Raw genomic sequence first — 19,238 nt, 5'->3', positions numbered from 1 at the left:
AATACCCCCGCAGATGGCCGTCCTTCGTTACCTGCAGCTCGATGTCTTCGCCCCCCGCCCCGGCACCGGCAATCCGCTGGGCGCCATCCTGGACGCCGACGCGCTCTCCAGCAGCCAGATGCAGGCCCTGGCCGCCTGGCTGAACCTGTCCGAGACCGTGTTCTTCCTGCGCCCCAGCGTGCCCGGCGCCGACTACCACATCCGCATCTTCACCCCGACCCGCGAGCTGGCGTTCGCCGGCCACCCGAGCGTCGGCGCGGCCTGGGCGGCGGTGACCTGCGAGCTGGCCCGACCGCGTGATGGCGCCCTGCTGCAGCAATGCGCGGCGGGACTGTTGCCGGTGCGGGTGAGCGGCCCGGCCGGGGCACTGGAAATCCAGCTGGCCAGCCCACCGGCGCGGCAGCTGCCGACGGCCGCAGAGGGGGCACCTGAAGCACTGCTGGCACTGGCCGCCCGCGGGCACGTCCCCGAACTCTGGGACAACGGCGCACGCTGGTGGCTGCTGCCGCTGCGCGACGCCGCTGCCGTGCGCGGGCTGGCACCGGACATGGCTGCCCTGCGCGACTGGAGCCTGGCCACCGACGCCACCGGCGTGGCGGTGTTCGCCGACGAGGCCGGCAGCGGCCACGCCCGCGTGGTGCGCGCATTCTGCCCGGCCGATGCCGCCAGCGTGCCGGAAGATCCGGTCACCGGCAGCGCCAACGCGCTGATCGGCGCCTGGCTGCGGCAGCGCAATGCCCTGCCCGGCGTCGAGGGCCGCTACATTGCCAGCCAGGGCCGCGAAGTCGGCCGCGATGGCCGCGTACACGTCGAGGTGGATGCGCAGGGCACGGTCTGGATCGGCGGCCAGGTGCAGCCGGTCATCGACGGCCGCGTCCGCTGGTAGCGCACGAAAAAAAGGGGGACGGAGGGAATTAAGTCGCTTATGGCACATGGGGCAAAAGCGACTTAATTCCCTCCGTCCCCTATTTGGTGCCCCGCGCTACGCTATGCCACCTGTTTACTGGAGTTCCGCCCCGATGACCACCCGCCGTTTCCTGCAGCTGGATGTGTTCTCCCCGCGCGCCGGTGCCGGCAATCCGCTGGCCGTGGTACTCGATGCCGAGGGCCTGGACGACGCCAGCATGCAGGCCATCGCGCGTTGGACGCGCCTGCCCGAAACCACCTTCGTGTTCCCGCCGCAGGCCGCCGGTGCCAGCTACCGGCTGCGCATGTTCAGCCCGCAGAAGGAAGTGCCGTTCGCCGGCCACCCCAGCGTCGGCACGGCGCATGCGGTGCTGCAGGCAGGCTTGGCCAAAGCCGTGGATGGCGTGCTGGTGCAGGACGGCATTGCCGGCGCCCTGCCCCTGCGCATCAGCGGCGAGGGCGCGCAGCAGCGCATCGCCATCCGCACCCCGCGCGCGCAGCTGGCGGAGATCGCCGAGGCCACCGACCCGCGCCTGCAGGCGGCACTGAAGGACTGGCCGCTGGGCACGCTGCCGCCGGCGCGGATGCAGGGCGGACGCAGCTGGTGGCTGGTGCAGGTGGCCAATGAAGCGGCGTTGCGCGCTCTGCACCCGGACTGGGACGCGGTGGCGGCGCTGGCCGAGTCCACCGACAGCATGGGCGTGTTCGCCTATGCCTTCAGCGATGGCCACGAGGGATTCGACCTGGCCGTGCGTGCCTTCGTCGGCAATGGCCGGCGCTTCGAGGACGCCGCCTCGGGTGCTGCCAATGCAGTGCTGGCCGCGTGGCTGGACCTGCGCCAGGCCCTGCCCCACGGCCGTGCACCGTTCGAAGTCAGCCAGGGCCGCGAGGTCGGCCACGATGCGCGCCTGACCCTGCGGGTCGATGAGGACGGCGAGGTCTGGTCGGGCGGCCAGGTGCAGACGGTGATTACCGGCACCCTTGATTGGTGATCGCGCTGGCGGGTGGTAGAGCCGAAGGCAGCGGCACGAGCCGCTGCCAACGTCGGACGCGACGGCCCGGAGGGTGGCGGCCAGGGAGGCCGCCATAACGCTGGCCGGCTGCTACATGGACCTCGGCATCATGCGGTTGCCGGCCAGCGACCGGCACTACCTCGGCTCAGCCCAGTTCGGCTTCCAGGCTGATCGGCACCGCACTGAGCGCCTTGGATACCGGGCAGTTCTGCTTGGCGTCATCGGCAATGGCGCGGAACTGCGCCGCGTCGATGCCGGGCACCACCGCTTTCACTTTCAGCCGGATCTGCGACAGCTGCGGGCCACCTTCCAGCGACAGGTCGACCTTCGCCTCGGTGTCCAGCGAGGTCGGGGTGAAGCCGGCTTCGCCCAGCTTGGCCGACAGCGCCATGGTGAAGCAGCCCGCGTGCGCGGCGGCGATCAGCTCTTCCGGATTGGTACCCTTTTCGTCGCCAAAACGGCTGTTGAAGCCGTAGCGGGTCTTGTCCAGCAGGCCGCTCTGCGGCGTGCTCAACGCTCCCTTGCCCGACTTCAGATCGCCTTCCCAGTGCGCGGTGGCGTGTCGCGAGATTCCCATTGTGCTGCTCCTGCGTGGCGGTGATGAACGGTCACCCTCGCATGCCACGCGTTAGCCCTGCGTCGCTCCGCCGCAGGCCGGACGTCGTCCCCGCACCCGCACGTGGACACTTCCTCGCCAGCCCGGAGCGCATTTTTCCCTTGTTTTCAGTGGTTTCGCGCATCCGCTCGATGGACAGGGGCCGCTCACCGCGCGCGCCACTACGCCCCCATCCCCACCGCCGGCCATGTACTGAATCGGCCTGGATATGAAAAAACATGCACTTTCCGCGCTTCGGGCTATTGGCGGCGCCCCGGAGTTGCCCTACATTGCGCTTGCCGACGGGGTTCGGCGCCGACCAAACAACCAACCGTTCACGGAACAGGAAACCATGGCAAAGACCGCTAAGAAGGCTGCCCCGAAGAAGGCAGTGAAGAAAGTCGCGACGAAGGCAGCCGCCAAGCCGGCCGCTCCGAAGCCGATCAAGGAAGTGCTGACCAAGTCCGGCCTGGTTGCACACATCGCTGAAGCCTCCGGCGTCGTCGCCAAGGACGTCCGCGCTGTGCTGGCCTCGCTGGAAAGCGCCGTCGCCTCCTCCGTGCACAAGAAGGGCGCAGGCTCCTTCACCCTGCCGGGCCTGCTGAAGATCACCACCGTCAATGTGCCGGCCAAGCCGAAGCGCAAGGGCATCAACCCGTTCACCAAGGAAGAGCAGTGGTTCGCCGCCAAGCCGGCCACCACCAAGCTGAAGGTGCGTCCGCTGAAGAAGCTGAAGGACGCCGCGCTCTAAGCGCGCGCCCGACGCGGATTCCGACGGGACGGCTCTGGCCGTCCCGTTTTTTTTGCGCGCGCCCTGCGGGGAATCCGCGCCATGCGCGGGACGTCGCCCCGGAGCAATCCGCAACACAGCGTTGCCGCACGCTGGGCGATCCCCGTTCAAGCCCGTCGCTATTGGCCGGGCGGCGCCTCGGCAGGCGCTGGAACGTACCGGGTGGAACACTGCGTGCAGCGGTGGCCGTCGCCGCCGGCCGTGGCCTTGCCTATGGTGGGCACATCCTCCACAGCTACGGCGAGCACATCCTCATGGCCAGCCCCTCCACCCGCTACCGGATCTCGGTGACCCCGATCGAAAAGGACGGGCTGCAGTGCACCGGGCGCTGCACCATCGAACTGGAACATCGCGCCAGCCGCGACCTGATGCGCCTGCTGGAAGCGGCCCCGCGTACCGCCGGCATCAGCGGCGACGAGCGCGCGACGCTGGTGATCGCCACCCAGCTGCTGCGCGACATCGTGCAGCGCCACGCCGGGACCGACGGCCACGCATTGGCGGCCATCGCCGCCCAGGTGCTGCCGGCGCTGGACGCGCTGGAGCAGCTGCCCTCCTCGCGCTGATCCCCGCCCAATCGGTACACTGCCGCGCCACGGTTGCCTCGGGGAGGAGGCAGGCATGCGCAGGGCCCTGTTCCAGATCATCCCGCTACTGATCGCCCCCTGGGTGCTGCCGGGCTGCTCGCGCCCGGCCGCCGAGGTAACCGGCGAACGCGCCCACGCGTCCGAGGACGTTGCGGCCACTGCGGCCACCGACCCGGCGCTTGGCCCGCAGGCGCCGGCGCTGCAGGCAAGCGACATCCCGCTGCTGGCTGCCGTCGACGACGGCGCAGAGCCGCCTTCGACGATGCTCAACCGCTACGTCGCCGCACTGCTCAACCGCGACCGCGCCGCCAGTGACGCCGCCTGGACGATTCCGCCCGGCGATCCACGGCGCGCCGACGACGCCGCGCTGCGGCAGCTGCAGGACCTGCGCACCCTGCGCCTGCACAGCGATCCCCCGATCGCGCGCGATGATCGGCAGCCACCGCAGCTGCTTGAGGTGCCGGTGCAGGTCCGCGCGGTCACCGCCAACGGCACCTTCCGCTTCAGCGGCTGGTACCGCGTGCAGCCCAGCAGCGATGGCAGTGCCTGGCAGATCCACTCGGCACAACTGCGCCCAACGCTGGACTGAACCGTTGCTGCAGCATGCACGCGCGATTCAGCCTGCGCGGCTACTCTTTGATCCACTCCATCCTGCTCACCGGTCACTGCCATGCGCCTGCGTTCCCTGATGACCCGCCTCGCGGCCTCCACCGTGCTGATCGCTGCGGCGATCGGCGCACAGGCCGCCCCTTCCATCTCCGGCCGCGAACTGTCGGTCGGCGCCAGCGATGTGCAGCAGTACCTGGACGGTAGCTTCCCGCGCACCCAGGACGCCCTCGGCGGCCTGATCGCGCTGACCATGAGCCACCCACAGCTGAGCCTGCCGGCCGGCGAACGGTTGAACCTGGGCATGGATGTGGCGCTGGCCACTGCCGGCGGCAGTCCGGCCAAACTGGGCACGGTCAAGCTCAGCAGCGGCCTGCGCTATGACGCGCAGACCCAGGGCTTCCACCTGCAGCAACCGAGCGTGGACGATTTCACCCCGGCCAACCAGGGCGGCCGCCTCGACTCGCGCACCCGCAGCCTGCTCAACGCGTGGCTGAGCGACTACGCCCAGCGTGAGCCGATCTACAAGCTGGACCCGGCCGTGGCCGGCCTGCTCGGCGCCCTGCAGGTGCAGTCGGCGCAGGTGAAGAACGGCAAGCTGGTGGTCACGTTCAACCAGAACCTGGGCAACCTGGTGCCGCCAGGCGTACTGGGTAAATAAGGTCGTACCGGGTCGATGAGGTAGTGCCGGCCGCTGGCCGGCAGCGCAGTGACTGCATCTGCCGGCCAGCGGCCGGCACTACCGGTACGCGTCAGGCGGCAAGCGCTTTCACTACCGCCTCGCTGAAGGCCGGAATGTCGTCCGGCTTGCGACTGGTGATGACGTTGCCGTCGACCACCACCTCGGCATCGCGCCATTTCGCACCCGCGTTCGCCAGATCCTGCTGCAGGGACGGCCAGGAGGTCAGCTCGCGGCCATCGGCCAGGCCGCTGTTGATCAGCAGCCACGGGCCATGGCAGATCGCCGCCACAGGCTTGCCGGCTTCATCCACCGAGCGGATGAAACCGAGCACGGCGTCATCGGTACGCAGCGTGTCCGGATTGATGACGCCTCCGGGCAGCACCAGGGCATCGAAGCGCGCCGGATCCGCCTCATCCAGCGGAATGTCGACCGCGACAGCGTCGCCCCAGTTCTTCTCTTTCCAGCCCTTGATGGTCGCTTCCTTCGCCGGCGACACCACGCTGACCCGCGCGCCCTCCGCTTCCAGCAGCCGCTTGGGCTCGGTCAGCTCGGACTGCTCGAAGCCGTGGGTGGCCAGGATGGCGATCTGCTTGCCCTTCAATCGTTCTGCCATGGGTGCACTCCAGTTGGGGAGCGCACAGCGTGGACGAACCTGCCTTGCACGGCGGTGACCCTGCCGTGCACGGCAGGTGGAGAGCATCCGTGCCGGCCAGCGGTCGGCACCGCCGGAAGGGTCAGCGCTTGGGCTGCAGCATGGTGCCGGTGCACTTGGGCGAGCCGCAGCGGCACTCCCAGATCTTCTTCAGCTTGGCGGTGTGGCGCTCGGCCAGGGTGATGCCGTAGTTGTAGGTCAGTTCCTCGCCGGGCGTGATGTCGCGCAGCGCCTCGATGAAGACCTTGTCGCCGCGGCTGTCGCCGTCCTCGTCTTCCTCGATCACGGCCTCGCAGTTCGGGTCGCAGCTATGGTTGATCCAGCGCGCATCGTTGCCCTTGTAGTTGGCATCGATCACCCAGTCATCGTTGAGGGTGAACAGGAAGGTATGGCCGCTTTCGACGTCGCCGCTGTCATCGGCATCAACGTCGCCGTGGCTGCGCAGCAGGCCCTTGTACTGGATCACGCGCTCGCCCTGCTTGATCGGGGCCACGGCGAACACGCCGTTGCCATGGATGGCGGACTTGCGGGCTTGGATCTTCTTCGGCATCGGCACGGGCTGTTTGCAGCGGATGGAACCTTGATTCTCGCCCATTCCGGGTGATTTGCGAAAATCACCCCGTTGGCGCAGGATTGCGGCCCGGCAACGGCCCCGGCGTGTCCTCCCCGCCCGGCCCCAGCGCCGGCTGAATGCCCGGGTTGGATGGTGGCGAATAAAAGCGTACAATTTCAGTCCGCTTTAAGAACCACTCGCATCCCCATGTTGCGCGTCACCAAGCTCACCGATTACGCCACCGTCGTGCTGACCGTGCTCGCCGCCCGTCCGGGCGAGGTGCTCAGCGCCACCGAGCTGGCCGAATTCACCGGCCTGGAGCCGCCCACCGTCAGCAAGGTCCTCAAGCCGCTGGCCCAGGCCGGCCTGGTCGAAGGCCTGCGCGGCGTCCGTGGTGGCTACCGGCTGACCCGCCCGGCCATCGAGATCTCGCTGTTCGAGGTGGTCGAAGCAATGGAAGGGCCGCTGGCCCTGACCGAATGCAGCCACGACCACCACCAGTGCGGCATGGCGCCCAAGTGCGGCGCGCGCAGCAGCTGGCGACTGATCAACGACGTGGTCTCCGAGGCCCTGCGCGATGTCACCCTCGCCCAGATCCTGCCCCCTCTTCCCCTTGCCGATGACGAACAGCGCCGCACCATCGCTGTCGATGTCGTCTCCTGATCCACAGGCAGCCCCCATGGCCACCGAAACCATCGAAAACGTCGCCCACGACGACACGCCCAACCGCGAGATCCACGAACAGCTCGGCCGCAAGTATTCGGCTGGCTTCATCACCGAGATCGAATCGGACTCCCTGCCCCCGGGCCTGGACGAGGACACCATCCGTGCCCTGTCGGCCAAGAAGGAGGAGCCGGAGTGGATGACGCAGTGGCGCCTGGACGCCTACCGCCACTTCCTGACCCTGCCGATGCCGGACTGGGCCAAGCTGGAGATCGCGCCGATCGACCTGCAGGCGCTGAGCTACTACTCCGCGCCGAAGGGCCCGAAGTACGCCTCGCTGGATGACGTGCCGAAGGAACTGCTCGACACCTACGACAAGCTGGGCGTGCCGCTGCACGAACGCGCCAAGCTTGCCGGCGTGGCGGTGGATGCGGTGTTCGACTCGGTGTCCGTCGGCACCACCTTCCGCAAGGAACTGGCCGAGAAGGGCGTGATCTTCTGCTCGATGTCCGAGGCGATCAAGGAACACCCGGAGCTGGTCCGCCAGTACCTGGGCACCGTGGTGCCGGTCGGTGACAACTACTTCGCCGCGCTCAATTCGGCGGTGTTCTCCGATGGCAGCTTCGTGTTCATTCCCAAGGGCGTGCGCTGCCCGATGGAGCTGAGCACCTACTTCCGCATCAACGCCGGCCACACCGGCCAGTTCGAGCGCACCCTGATCGTGTGCGAGGACAAGGCCTACGTGTCGTACCTGGAAGGCTGCACCGCGCCGATGCGCGACGAGAACCAGCTGCACGCCGCAGTGGTCGAGCTGGTGGCGCTGGAAGACGCCGAGATCAAGTACTCCACGGTGCAGAACTGGTACCCGGGCGACGAGAACGGCGTCGGCGGCATCTACAACTTCGTCACCAAGCGAGCCGAATGCCGTGGCGCGCGCAGCAAGGTCACCTGGACCCAGGTCGAAACCGGTTCGGCGATCACCTGGAAGTACCCGTCCTGCGTGCTGCTGGGCGACGACTCGGTCGGTGAGTTCCACTCGGTGGCGCTGACCCACCACCGCCAGCAGGCCGACACCGGCACCAAGATGATCCACGTCGGCAAGCGCACCAAGAGCAAGATCGTCAGCAAGGGCATCAGCGCCGGCCGCGGCCAGAACACCTACCGCGGCCTGGTGCGGGTGGACCGCAACGCCGACGGCGCGCGCAACTACACCCAGTGCGATTCGCTGCTGATCGGCAAGCAGTGCGGCGCGCACACCTTCCCCTACGTCGAGGTGAAGAACCCGGGCGCCACCGTCGAGCACGAGGCCACCACCTCCAAGATCTCCGACGACCAGCTGTTCTACTGCCGCGCCCGTGGCATCAGCCAGGAAGACGCGGTGTCGATGATCGTCGACGGCTTCTGCAAGCAGGTGTTCCGCGAACTGCCGATGGAGTTCGCGGTGGAAGCCAAGAAGCTGCTGGAAGTCTCGCTGGAAGGTTCGGTGGGCTGAGCGCCCGCCCCTGCCCCTCGCAAACGCATTCTCTTTACCGGCGGGCCCTGGCCCGCCCCACGGAAATCCCCACCATGCTGAAGATCGAAAACCTCCACGCCCGCATCGGCGGCAAGGAAATCCTCAAGGGCCTGTCGCTGGATGTTAAGCCCGGCCAGGTGCACGCCATCATGGGCCCGAACGGCGCCGGCAAGTCCACCCTGGGCAATGTCCTGGCAGGCCGCGACGGCTATGAAGTCACCGAAGGCAGCGTGCAGTTCGACGGCGTCGACCTGCTGGAGCTGGACCCGGAAGCACGCGCCGCCGCCGGCCTGTTCCTGGCGTTCCAGTACCCGGTGGAAATCCCGGGCGTGAACAACACCTACTTCCTGCGCGCGGCACTGAACGCCCAGCGCAAGGCGCGCGGCGAGGAAGAACTCGATTCGATGCAGTTCCTCAAGCTGGTGCGTCAGAAGCTGGCCGTGCTGCATCTGAAGGACGAACTGCTGCACCGCGGCGTGAACGAAGGTTTCTCCGGCGGCGAGAAGAAGCGCAACGAGATCTTCCAGCTGGCCGTGCTGGAACCGAAGCTGGCGATCCTGGACGAGACCGACTCGGGCCTGGACATCGACGCGCTGAAGAGCGTGGCCGACGGCGTCAACGCACTGCGCGGCACCGACCGTTCGTTCCTGGTCATCACCCACTACCAGCGCCTGCTGGACTACATCAAGCCGGACGTGGTGCACGTGCTGGCCGATGGCCGCATCGTCAAGAGCGGCGGCCCCGAGCTGGCGCTGGAACTGGAAGCGCACGGCTATGATTTCCTGAAGGACCGGGTCGTGCCCGAGGCGGCGGTCTGATGAGCGCCCTGCTTGACTCGATGGCCCAGGCCTTCTGCGGCAGTGATGCGCGCCGCGAAGTGCTGGATGCAGCCCTGCGCGACGGTCTTCCCGCCGCCCGCAACGAAGCCTGGAAGTACACCTCGCTGCGCCAGCTGGAGCGCCGCGCGTTCGCTGCGGCACCGCTGCAGGCACCGGTGCTGGACGCCGCGCTGCTGGACGACATCCCGGCACCGCGCCTGGTGTTCGTCAACGGCCGCCTGGACGCCGCGCTGAGCGACGTGCAGGCGCTGCCGGACGGCGTGCAGCTGCAGCCGCTGTCGGCCGCACTGGCCTCCGGCGAAGACGCCGCGCGTTTCCTTGGCCGTCGCTACGAGCGCAGCGAAGAGATCTTTGCCCGTCTCAACGCCGCGCTGGCCGATGAAGGCGTGGTGTTGCGCGTGGATGAAGGCGTGCAGGTCGACGTCCCGCTGCAGCTGGTGTTCGCCAGCGTCGCCGGCGACACCGACCTGGCCTGGCATCACCGCCACCTGATCGAACTGCGCGCCGGCGCCAGCCTGGGCGTGGTCGAGCACCGCTTCAGCGTCGGTGATTCCACCCACCTGGACAACACCGTGCTGCATGCCCACGTCGCCCGCGATGCCGTGCTCAAGCACGCCCGCGTGCAGGCCGGCAGCGCACGCCAGACCAGCTTCCTGCGCACTGACGCGGTGCTGGCCCGCGACGCGCAGTACCACCGCGTTGACCTGGAACTGGGCGCCGCGCTCAGCCGCCATGAACTGAACGTCCGCCTGGAAGGCGACAACGCCCAGCTGACCGCCAATGGCGTGCTGCTCGGCAACGGCCGCCGCCACGTCGAAACCCGCCTGGGCATCGACCACATCGCGCGCGATACCGCCTGCGAACTGCTGTGGCGCGGCGTCGCCGCCAACCGAAGCCGCGTGGTGTTCCATGGTGGCATCCAGATCCGCGAAGGCGCCGACGGCACCGACGCGAACCTGTCCAACAAGAACCTGCTGCTGTCGGCCGATGCCGAGATCGACACCCAGCCGACGCTGGTGATCGACGCCGATGAAGTGAAGGCCGCGCACGGCGCGACCGTCGGCCAGCTCGATGCCAACGCGCTGTTCTACCTGCGCTCGCGCGGCCTGCCGCAGGCACAGGCGCAAGCACTGCTGAGCGCCGCGTTCTGCCACGAACCGCTGAAGATCCTGCCGGACGCGCTGCGTGCGCAGCTGGCACGCCGCCTGGACAAGGCCCTGGCCGAGGCAGGTGTGGCATGAACCTGTCCACCCCGCGCCCGATCGAAGAACGCACTGGCGCCCCCGACTGGGATCGCGTCCGCCTCGACTTCCCGCTGCTGATGCGTGAAGTGCATGGCAAGCCACTGGTCTATTTCGACAATGCCAACACCGGCCAGAAGCCGGTGCAGGTGATCGGCGCGGTGGACGAGTTCTACCGCCGCTACAACGCCAACGTCAGCCGCGCGGTGCACGCGCTGGGCAGCGAGGCCACCGACGCCTACGAAGGCGCGCGCAACACGCTGGCGCGCTTCCTCAACGTGCGCCCCAGCGAGCTGGTGCTGTGCAGCGGCACCACCTTCGCCATCAACCTGGTGGCGTACTCGTGGGCGCTGCCGCGGCTGAAGACCGGTGATGTGATCCTGGTGTCGCGCATGGAGCACCACGCCAACATCGTGCCGTGGCAGCTGGTCGCGCAGCGTACCGGTGCCACCATCCGCGTGGCCGAGATCACGCCTGACGGCGCACTGGACCTGGATGCGCTGCGCGCGGCGATGACCCCGGAGGTCAAGCTGCTGGCGGTCACCCATGTCTCCAACGTGCTGGGCACGGTCAACCCGGTGCGCGAGATCTGCCGCGAGGCGCGCAAGCGCGGCATCATCACCGTGGTCGACGGCTCGCAGGCCGTGCCACACCGCAAGGTCGACGTCGCCGCGATCGGCTGCGACTTCTACGCGATCACCGGCCACAAGATGTGCGGCCCGACCGGCACCGGCGCCTTGTGGGCGCGCCGCGAGCATCTGGATGCGATGCCGCCGTTCCTCGGTGGCGGCGAGATGATCAAGGAAGTCAGCTTCGACGGCACCGTGTTCAACGATGCCCCGCACAAATTCGAAGCCGGCACCCCGAACATCGCCGGCTTCATCGGCCTGGGTGTGGCTGCCGACTACCTGCAGCAGCTTGGTCAGGAGAACGTGGAAGCCCGCGAAGCCGAACTGCTGGCGCACTTCACCGAAGAGCTGCGCCGCGTCGACGGTCTGCGCATCATCGGCGAAGCGCCGGAGAAGGCCGCCGTGGTCTCGTTCCTGATCGATGGCGCGCATGCGCACGACCTGGCGACCCTGCTTGACCTGGAAGGCGTGGCGGTGCGCTCCGGCCAGCACTGCGCACACCCGCTGCTGCAGTACTTCGGCGTCGCGGCTACCTGCCGCGCCTCGCTCGCGTTCTACAACACGCATGCCGAGATCGAGCGGTTCATGACGGCGTTGACGAAGGTGCGAAAGCTGCTGGGCTGAAGATTCGCCAGAATCGAAGAAGTATGAGAACGCCGCAGGAAACTGCGGCGTTTTTTATTGCGCACTGAACGCAACCAAGCAGAGGCGTGACCGGGAAGCACCGAGTGATGCCAGGAACGGGCAATCTCACCGTAATGCCGATCCGTCCACCATCAACGGCCTTGAGGCACCGTCTCCTACATGCCAACAAGCATGGATACCCCGGATGCAATCAAGAAGACGTACATCATCACGACGCCCCTCAGCACCCACCGTTCCCCCTTGATAGAGCGCCTGCCCTTTGGAAGTAAGGGCAAGCACTGCAATACCGCGCAAGCACCTAAGCCACCAATCAACCTTGATGATTCCGACTGCAGCGAGTACTTCCGGTCGTTCACGCTCGATTTTCAGCAACATCCTGTGAGCCGCAAATGCGTTTATCCACATGGCACCCAGAATGATGGAAGCCCAAATGGGGAAGCTCTCAACAAACCCTGGCACTCAGCTCCTCCTTTTGAAGCTACTCCATCACATAGCACCTGCACACCCAATCATCTACGCAGCAATCTGCTATGGAGTCGTTGCGTTCAAGGGCGCAAGAAGCCCCTTGATGTATCCACCGAGGCCAACAACGTCCTCAGCTGTACCAATCAGGTCCCGTCGCATCATCTTCTCGACATGCTCTACACCACCAAGTCGCGCGACAACATCCGCAAGGAAAGTGACATCCCCCGCAAATAACGTCACGTCCTGATCCAGCTTTACAACCCAGCGACCATCACGCGAAAACAAGAAATGATCACGCATGAAGTTCCCATCTTCCAGCCAGTAGGAGCGCAGGCCATCCAGACCTCGCTCAATTTCCACGGGGCTTCCCCTGTCGGAGCACTCTGAACATCGAACCGCGCACATCGCGATATCTGCAAAGTGCTCCGAAAGTGCGCTCAGCCACGCCACCCAAACATCGTTCGGAGCAAAATCCTCATACAGGTTGCGATCAAACGCCATCCCTGCCCAATCCTCCCTGAGCAGGGGGACATCAGGAGGGGTCACATTGGAGAGGGACAGCGCGATGAAGTCAGGCCAGCAGCATACATTGTTCATGGCTTCTTCGGATATCTAACAGTGATCGGAATCTTACTACCCGTAACGTAGACCTTGATTGTATCGGTACCCTTAGGAACCAATCCATCAGGATAGGGTCGCGTGCTGTCATGTCGGTTTGCACTCCCCCCTCCAGGCAGTTGAAGGTTGCTGTCGTCACCGGTAACGCCTGGGGTCTCCTTCATTTTTTTCCAGTCCGCATCGCCGCCCTCTGGCTCGCCACCAAACTCGCCTCTCTTACCAGCCTCGCCAGGCGCAGGTCCTTTGCCTTTAACAAGATCATCAACAATAGGCTTATCAGACGGAGTATTTGAACTCGACTGATTCTGCTTAACTGCCCCCCTAATCCCAGCCTCCAGGCGACGCCCCATGTCTGCGCGCTGCTCAGGAGTAGTTAGTATGTAGTAGCCAGTTGCGAGGATTACGACAGGGGCAATGAACTCAAATGCCAATGCAGCTGATCGCCCATCGGGATCGGTAAATCTGTAAGGACTGCCATTTGCATATCTGAATCGATTGAACTGTTCAGCTGACTGCTGATAGGCCGTGACAGGATCAGTTGACAAGAAAATCCCCAACTGCGGATCCATGTACCGCTGCTGCATATAACTCAGCCCGGTCCCCGAGTCCGTCACATGCCCCGTATATCCCGGCCCATCCTTCAACGGCCGATTCACCACCGCCCCATACGGCTCATACACCATACGCTCGATGACGTTTCCGCTGGCATCGGTGATCGCCACCGGTGAACCCAGTGCATCAGTGTGGATGTACTCGACGACTTCCTGTGCGGCCGCCGGAGCCACACAGGCCGCCAGCACCACCACCACGAGCACCGCCCGAATCAACAGCAAAGAGAGTCCATTCATGGCTTAGTCCCAGCTCAGTACGCCGCGGGTGACGGGATGGTCGGCCGACCACGGCGAGCAACCACCGGCATTGCAGGCACGCACGCGATAGTCACCAGCACAGTAGGCATTGCCGTCCGCACTCACATAAGCGTTCGGCCCGGTATACAGGCGCTTTCCACCGCCACCACTCTCAAGCTGGTACTCGGTCGCATCGGCCACTTGGCTCCAGCCTACCGAGCACTGCACCTGATACGGTGCCTTGCGGGTGGTCAACCATTCGGCAAGGTAGAAGCTGGGCGTGCCAGGCGGAAGTGCGACCACAACCGTCGCAATGCCTGAATAGGGGCTACATCCGGCGAAATTGCACGCCCTTACCCGATACGCATAGCTACCCTTACCACGGCTGGCACCAAAGCTGTTCCCGCCGCCGTTATGCACCACCGTCCAGCCACCACCGTTGGCACTCTCCTCCAGCACGAAGCTCTCGCTGTTGGCCGGCACCGACCAGCTCAGGCTGTACTGCGGCACGTTCACCAGGCCCGGCGCGCTGATCACCGGCTCGATCGTCGGCGGCCCGATCACTGCTACCGCCGCCGTGGCCGACCACGGCCCGCAGCCCGCGCCATTGCAGGCAGCAACCCGATAGCCATAGTTGCCCACGCCGCGGGCAGCGGTGGCATAGGAACCTGCGTCGCCGTCGAACAGCGTGACCCATCCGCCACCATTGCTGCTTTCCTGCAGGGTGTAGCCCGTGGCACCAGCCACCCCGTTCCAGCCAATGCCGATACTGCCCGGCGCAGCGCGTGCTGGCGCAGAGAGACCTGGCGCAGTGGCAGGCGGATACACCACCGTCACCGCAGCCGTGGCGCTGTATCCCGTGCACCCCACCGGGTTACATGCGCGAACCCGGTAGTTGTAGCCTCCCGCTGCCTTGCCACTGAAGGCCTTGGACTGACCGATGGCGTTATGTACCTGGACCCAGGCGCCACCATTGGCGCTTTCCTCCAGCTCATAGCGCTCGGCACCGGATGCCGCAGACCATGCAACGCTGTAACTGCCATTGAGAGCTGTGGCAGGCACGTTCAAGGTCGGCACGATGGATGGCGCCAGTGCCACGGCCACTGATGCGACATTGCTCCATCCGCCGCACACCGCCCGGCAGCCGCGCACCCGGAACTGATAGGTTCCCGTGACCAGGCCGGTGCTGGTGAACGATTGCGCCGCGCCATCGAAGACCGTGCTCCAGGTGCCCGCAAGGGCACGCTGCAGCTCATAGCGGTTGGCACCACCGGCCGGGCTCCAGGTCAGGTTCACGCTGCCTTGGGTGATGTAGCCCGGCGCACTCAGCGCGGGAACGCCGGGTGCGGCTTCGCCATGCACCTGGGACACCAGGCTGCCTGACAGGTAGAGATAGTCGGTCTGTTTGCCGGTACGTTCGTTGCGCTGGAATCGCAGCACACCGCCGTTGTCGTAGAACGAATAGATCGCCCCCTTGCCACTGGCGCTGGCCTTCACCCGGCGCCCGTGGGCGTCGTACTCGTAACTCTCTGCTGTCCCCGCCGCGCGCAGCCGGTTGCCGTAGTCAAACGCGAAAGCTTGACCATTGCGCACCGAAAGATTGCCCTGCACGTCATAGCCAAGACCGGTCACTGTCGCCCCGGTTCCGGTTTCGATCACATTGACCAGCCGATTGGTCGGATCGAAATAGTGCGTACGATCGCGACTGCCGACCTTGGCACGACGCAGGTTGTCCAGCGCGTCGTACTCATACAGCGCGTTGCCGAAGCCCGGCGCAGTGACCGTCCGCAACCGGTCCAGGCCGTCATAGGTCATGTCCCGGTTGCCGGGCGCCCCGGGCAGGCCATCGGAAATGGCCATCACGTTGCCCCCAGCATCGTAGTCGTAGCTGTCATCCAGCACTGCGGCCGCTGCGGTGGCATCGCGGCTGCGGTCGGGCAGCCCGCGGGCATTCTGGGTCAACGTGTGCACGATCCCGTTGCCATAGACGAAGCGGGCCAGCGCGCCGTTGGCGAAGTAACTGGCCTCCTTTGCATAGCCGCCGACCGTCGTCGCCCGACCCAGTGCATCCGGCGCATAGCTGACGACACGCCCACCCGGATAGGTATTGCTGGCCAGCGTGCCGTTGGCATCGTAGCCATAGGCCAGGCTCAGGCTTCCCAGATCCGGATGCTGCAGGGTTTCGCCGCTGAGCAGGCGGCGGCGGTTGTACTGGTAGCGGTTGACGACCATCGGCCGGGCCGGGTCGTTCTGCGTACTGATCTCGGCAGGCAGACCATCAGGTGCGTAGGACCAGTTCTGATTTCCACGCCCATCCGGGAAGATCAGGGTCGACAAGCGGTTGGCGGCGTCGTAACTACGCTTCACCGCACGTCCACTGGCCAGCGCTTCATTGCGATTGCAGTCGGTGGTACTGGTCAAACCCGTGCCGGCCGCCGACCACAGCACGTTGCCTGCCGCGTCGTAGTCCTGCACGGTCGCACCGGTTTCCGGTTCGATGGTCTTGCACAGCTGCTGGTAGCCGTCATAGACGTAGCGGCGGGTCAGCGACTGGCTGCCGTCTGCACTGCGGCGGGTGATCGCCAGCGGCTTGCCCAACGTGTCTCGCTGGATCTCGGTCACCACGCCTTCCGGGTGCTGCAGCGTCAGCGGCATCTCGTAGCTGGGCTGGTCGTAGGCAAGGTGACGTGTCGTCGTCGCCTGGCCGCGCGGGTTGGTCACTTTCACCGACAGTTTGCCCACGTACTCGGTGCGGGTAACCAGTGCCCCCAGCTCGGACGATTGACTGACCACGGTGGGGCGGCCCAACGCGTCGTACTGCGTCGTGGTGCCGGCCAGGGCGGCATTGATATCGGAGAGCTGCCGCGTGGGATACGAGGCAAACACGGTCTTGCCGCTGGTGTCGTAGCGGGTCACCACGGCACTGTCCAGCACGTTGTTGGCGTTTTCGGTTACCAGCACCGGGCGGAACATCGCATCCAGGTAGGTATCGGTGCGCCGCCCGCCCTGCGTGCGGGAGTGCTTCCATGCACCGGCGGGAACCCCCAGCTGCGCGCTACCCAGTCGCTGCAGGTCCATGGTTACGCCATTCCAGTTCACGCTGTCGCCGCCAGGGAACTGCAGGCTGCGCAGCCTGCCCATGCTGTCGTAGCTGAAGCTGGTGGTTGCGCCGGTTTCGTCGGTCAGCGAGGTGATCCAACCGTTGTCGTCGACGACAACCGTGCGCACCGCACCATTGGGCGCTTCGGGCGTGGCCGGCAGGCGGAGCTGCTGCGGAACACCACGCTTCCATCCCGACAGATGGCTGGTATTTCCAAGGCCATCGGCCACCGATGCAACCGTGCCGTCGGCTGCGTAGGTCACCTGCTGGGCCAGGCGGCCAAATGCGTAGGCGCGCAGCGGCAGCGCTTTGGTCGTATCGAATTCGGTGCGGGACTGCTCGATGCCGTTGAGCACACTGCGCGCCGTCTGGCCGTTCACCCATAGCGCGGGATTGTCGTAGTAGCTGGTACTGCTGGTGCGACTCTGTCCAGCGGAATTCGCTTCGACGACGGAAACTTCGCGGACGAAGGCATCAAAGGCCTGCACCGTACGGGTGAACTGCACGCCGTCCTGATTGATGATCGTGCTCTGCACTGGGCGGTTCAGATGCTCTCCCAGCTCCGTGGCCCCGTACTTGAGGTTCCGACCCGCCTCGCGCGGGAACGGTGCGCTGGCAAGCTGCGCGTCCGGGTAGTAGTTACTGCGCTCGGTTCGAACCACCGCGCCACCAGAGCTGGTTGTCGTCGACAGCAGCAGACCGTCGTTATAGCCAACTTCCTTTCCGAATTCGTATGTCCGGATCGTGCCATCCGGCAGGGTTTCAATCGTTATCTTGGGCTCTGCCTGCCCCACCGGGATTGCCGGCCACCCAGCCTGGTCGACTCTCCTGTCGTACTCCCACCCCAGATTGGTGTACTGATAGCTCCACTCCGCCGTGGGCATCCCCGGGCCACTTATCCGCTTTGCCACCAGCGACATCGCGTCCCGATAGATAGGCGTGAGATTCCATCCGTCGGCCAGCAACTGGTCGTCGCCGGAAGTCTGGCAGTTGAACGGAACATTCTTGCGGCCATGCCGGAAAGGTCGGAACACGAAGGTTCCTACCGCGCCTGATGGGTGCGTGATGGAGGCTGCAACCTCGGTCTGCACAATCTTGTTCGTCTTCGCGCAAAGAGCCGGGACCTCCATATAGGCCCAAACGTCCTGCCCGGTGTACTCCTGGTACTTCTTCGTCACATTGACAGGCGGCAGGTTGTAGCTCCACGCCGTCCCGTCCGGCAGCGTCACCGACTGCAACACACCGGCCGGGGTGTAGCCATAGGACCAGGTTCGGCCTGCTGCGGTTGCCGTTGCGATGCGCCCCTGGGAGTCATAGGCAAGGGTGATGCTGCGCCCATCGTTGGCAACGATTCGATCCAGCCGCCCGCCGCTCCATTCGTACCGGACCCAATTGCCGAAACGATCGACAACCTGTGATGGATAGAGGAAGACCTTTTTCCGTTTCAACGTGGCATGGGTGATGGTGTCGTAGGGCTGGAGAACGGCAGACTCGTTCTCGCGCGCCACCATCCAGTCGAAGTAGTACTTGGTTCCGTCTGGCGCGTGCCCTAGGAAACCCTCGCCCGGCTGGCCGCTCTTGAGCGCACTGAGGCAGGAGAAGAACCATCCCCCTTTTGTGTTCCAGGGGGTTGGCGTGCCAACCTGGGGCGTTGGCTGGCGCGCGTCCCCGCTGCCCGCCAGGACGGTTTCACCGCCTCCGCCCGGCAATGAAAGCCTCACCCCCTCCCAATAGGTGTGCGGAGCAAAACTGATGGTCTGGGTCTGCTTGTAATTCCAGACATCCAGCGACGGGGGTGCGGAAACTGTCGAGCAACGGGCGCTTGGCGTCCAATGCCCGCCGATCGCGGTTTCGGGCTGGTCTCCGTAGGTGCCTGAAAGCGATGGAATGTCGAGATCCCAGTTTCCATATTCCTTGTCATTTGCACTGCCGCTGACATCCCCGTAACTGCGGCTGAGCGATACCGCGAGCCCACTGTTGCCCGGAATCGAAATATCCGTAGCCTTGAAACTGATCGAGCCGTCATAGAGATTGACCTGCTCGCCGAAGATCTCGCCCTTCAGCGGTTCGACAAGGTCCCCGTACTTCAGCCGCTTGTCGTACTCCTGCCGCCAGGTGGGAACGATCTGGGCTGAAACGGCGACCGGTGCCAGCACGCACAGGCCAACGACACCCAGAAGCAGATGCTTGGCAGCCATTGCGGCGCGCGGATGAGAAATGAGGCCAGACTGCATGCAGATCCTCCCTGGATCGACGTCCCTGTGTGCCCCACCTGCGCCGAACGGCAGTTGGCCTT

General features: G+C 65.6%; 17 protein-coding genes. 11 read left to right on the top strand and 6 right to left on the bottom strand.

What is annotated here, in order from left to right; genetic code table 11:
• Positions 1–13: 13 nt before the first annotated feature.
• Entirely contained in the window at positions 14–886 is an 873-nt protein-coding gene (locus LRM18_RS16520) for a PhzF family phenazine biosynthesis protein (RefSeq protein WP_049467403.1), read from the top strand.
• 133 nt (positions 887–1,019) lie between these two features.
• The gene (locus LRM18_RS16515) at positions 1,020–1,898 is read left to right on the top strand and encodes a PhzF family phenazine biosynthesis protein (RefSeq protein WP_150827398.1); all 879 of its coding nucleotides are present in this window, start codon (positions 1,020–1,022) and stop codon (positions 1,896–1,898) included.
• 166 nt (positions 1,899–2,064) lie between these two features.
• Here LRM18_RS16515 and LRM18_RS16510 read toward each other — a convergent pair whose 3' ends face one another.
• Entirely contained in the window at positions 2,065–2,496 is a 432-nt protein-coding gene (locus tag LRM18_RS16510; RefSeq protein WP_049467406.1) for an OsmC family protein, read from the bottom strand.
• Positions 2,497–2,866: 370 nt separating this feature from the next.
• Here LRM18_RS16510 and LRM18_RS16505 point away from each other — a divergent pair, with 370 nt between their 5' ends.
• From LRM18_RS16505 to LRM18_RS16490, 4 genes are all read left to right on the top strand, one after another.
• Positions 2,867–3,265: an HU family DNA-binding protein gene (locus LRM18_RS16505; protein WP_005408442.1), complete on the top strand. Its 399-nt coding sequence runs from the start codon at positions 2,867–2,869 to the stop codon at positions 3,263–3,265.
• A 293-nt stretch (positions 3,266–3,558) separates the two neighbouring features.
• Positions 3,559–3,867, top strand: a complete 309-nt coding sequence (locus LRM18_RS16500; RefSeq protein WP_053462642.1) for a DUF3861 family protein — start codon at positions 3,559–3,561, stop codon at positions 3,865–3,867.
• Between the two features lie 55 nt (positions 3,868–3,922).
• On the top strand, positions 3,923–4,477 hold the full coding sequence (locus LRM18_RS16495; RefSeq protein WP_049467408.1) for a hypothetical protein: 555 nt from the start codon (positions 3,923–3,925) through the stop codon (positions 4,475–4,477).
• 81 nt (positions 4,478–4,558) lie between these two features.
• A complete protein-coding gene (locus tag LRM18_RS16490; RefSeq protein WP_270955058.1) occupies positions 4,559–5,155 on the top strand; it encodes a DUF1439 domain-containing protein in 597 nt (198 codons plus the stop codon).
• A gap of 91 nt (positions 5,156–5,246) precedes the next feature.
• Here the strand turns inward: LRM18_RS16490 and LRM18_RS16485 are convergent, their stop codons facing one another.
• Positions 5,247–5,789: a type 1 glutamine amidotransferase domain-containing protein gene (locus tag LRM18_RS16485; RefSeq protein WP_049467411.1), complete on the bottom strand. Its 543-nt coding sequence runs from the start codon at positions 5,787–5,789 to the stop codon at positions 5,247–5,249.
• A gap of 121 nt (positions 5,790–5,910) precedes the next feature.
• Positions 5,911–6,378, bottom strand: a complete 468-nt coding sequence (locus LRM18_RS16480) for an SET domain-containing protein-lysine N-methyltransferase (RefSeq protein WP_049467412.1) — start codon at positions 6,376–6,378, stop codon at positions 5,911–5,913.
• A gap of 210 nt (positions 6,379–6,588) precedes the next feature.
• Between LRM18_RS16480 and LRM18_RS16475 the strand changes: the two genes are divergently transcribed.
• The 5 genes from LRM18_RS16475 to LRM18_RS16455 all read left to right on the top strand — a co-directional run bounded on the left by LRM18_RS16475 (position 6,589) and on the right by LRM18_RS16455 (position 11,890).
• Positions 6,589–7,044 (top strand): SUF system Fe-S cluster assembly regulator, encoded by a 456-nt coding sequence (locus LRM18_RS16475; RefSeq protein WP_005408436.1) that lies wholly within the window; start codon positions 6,589–6,591, stop codon positions 7,042–7,044.
• 16 nt (positions 7,045–7,060) lie between these two features.
• Complete coding sequence (gene sufB / locus LRM18_RS16470) at positions 7,061–8,536, top strand: Fe-S cluster assembly protein SufB (protein ID WP_270955057.1); 1,476 nt, start codon at positions 7,061–7,063, stop codon at positions 8,534–8,536.
• Between the two features lie 74 nt (positions 8,537–8,610).
• Positions 8,611–9,375 (top strand): Fe-S cluster assembly ATPase SufC, encoded by a 765-nt coding sequence (gene sufC, locus LRM18_RS16465; protein ID WP_270955056.1) that lies wholly within the window; start codon positions 8,611–8,613, stop codon positions 9,373–9,375.
• Positions 9,375–10,637 carry a Fe-S cluster assembly protein SufD gene (sufD, locus tag LRM18_RS16460; protein WP_270955055.1) on the top strand — a complete coding sequence of 421 codons (1,263 nt, stop codon included), beginning with the start codon at positions 9,375–9,377 and terminating at the stop codon, positions 10,635–10,637. The genes sufC and sufD overlap by 1 nt, the downstream gene beginning before the upstream one ends.
• Positions 10,634–11,890 carry a cysteine desulfurase gene (locus LRM18_RS16455; RefSeq protein ID WP_064237807.1) on the top strand — a complete coding sequence of 419 codons (1,257 nt, stop codon included), beginning with the start codon at positions 10,634–10,636 and terminating at the stop codon, positions 11,888–11,890. Before sufD ends, LRM18_RS16455 begins: the two co-directional genes overlap by 4 nt.
• Positions 11,891–12,439: 549 nt before the next feature.
• Here LRM18_RS16455 and LRM18_RS16450 read toward each other — a convergent pair.
• Genes LRM18_RS16450 through LRM18_RS16440 form a run of 3 tightly spaced genes read right to left on the bottom strand, consistent with a single transcriptional unit; the run spans position 12,440 to position 19,176 of the window.
• Positions 12,440–12,973 (bottom strand): hypothetical protein, encoded by a 534-nt coding sequence (locus LRM18_RS16450; protein WP_239505269.1) that lies wholly within the window; start codon positions 12,971–12,973, stop codon positions 12,440–12,442.
• Entirely contained in the window at positions 12,970–13,842 is an 873-nt protein-coding gene (locus LRM18_RS16445) for an RHS repeat-associated core domain-containing protein (RefSeq protein WP_270955054.1), read from the bottom strand. Before LRM18_RS16445 ends, LRM18_RS16450 begins: the two co-directional genes overlap by 4 nt.
• 3 nt (positions 13,843–13,845) lie before the next feature.
• Positions 13,846–19,176: a wall-associated protein gene (locus LRM18_RS16440; RefSeq protein ID WP_270955053.1), complete on the bottom strand. Its 5,331-nt coding sequence runs from the start codon at positions 19,174–19,176 to the stop codon at positions 13,846–13,848.
• Positions 19,177–19,238: the final 62 nt, after the last annotated feature.

The sequence above is a fragment of the Stenotrophomonas sp. PI_27 genome (assembly GCF_027854495.1).
GTDB lineage: Bacteria > Pseudomonadota > Gammaproteobacteria > Xanthomonadales > Xanthomonadaceae > Stenotrophomonas > Stenotrophomonas pavanii.
Note: the sequence above shows the minus strand (reverse complement) of the source record. Positions and strands in the feature narration are given on the sequence as shown.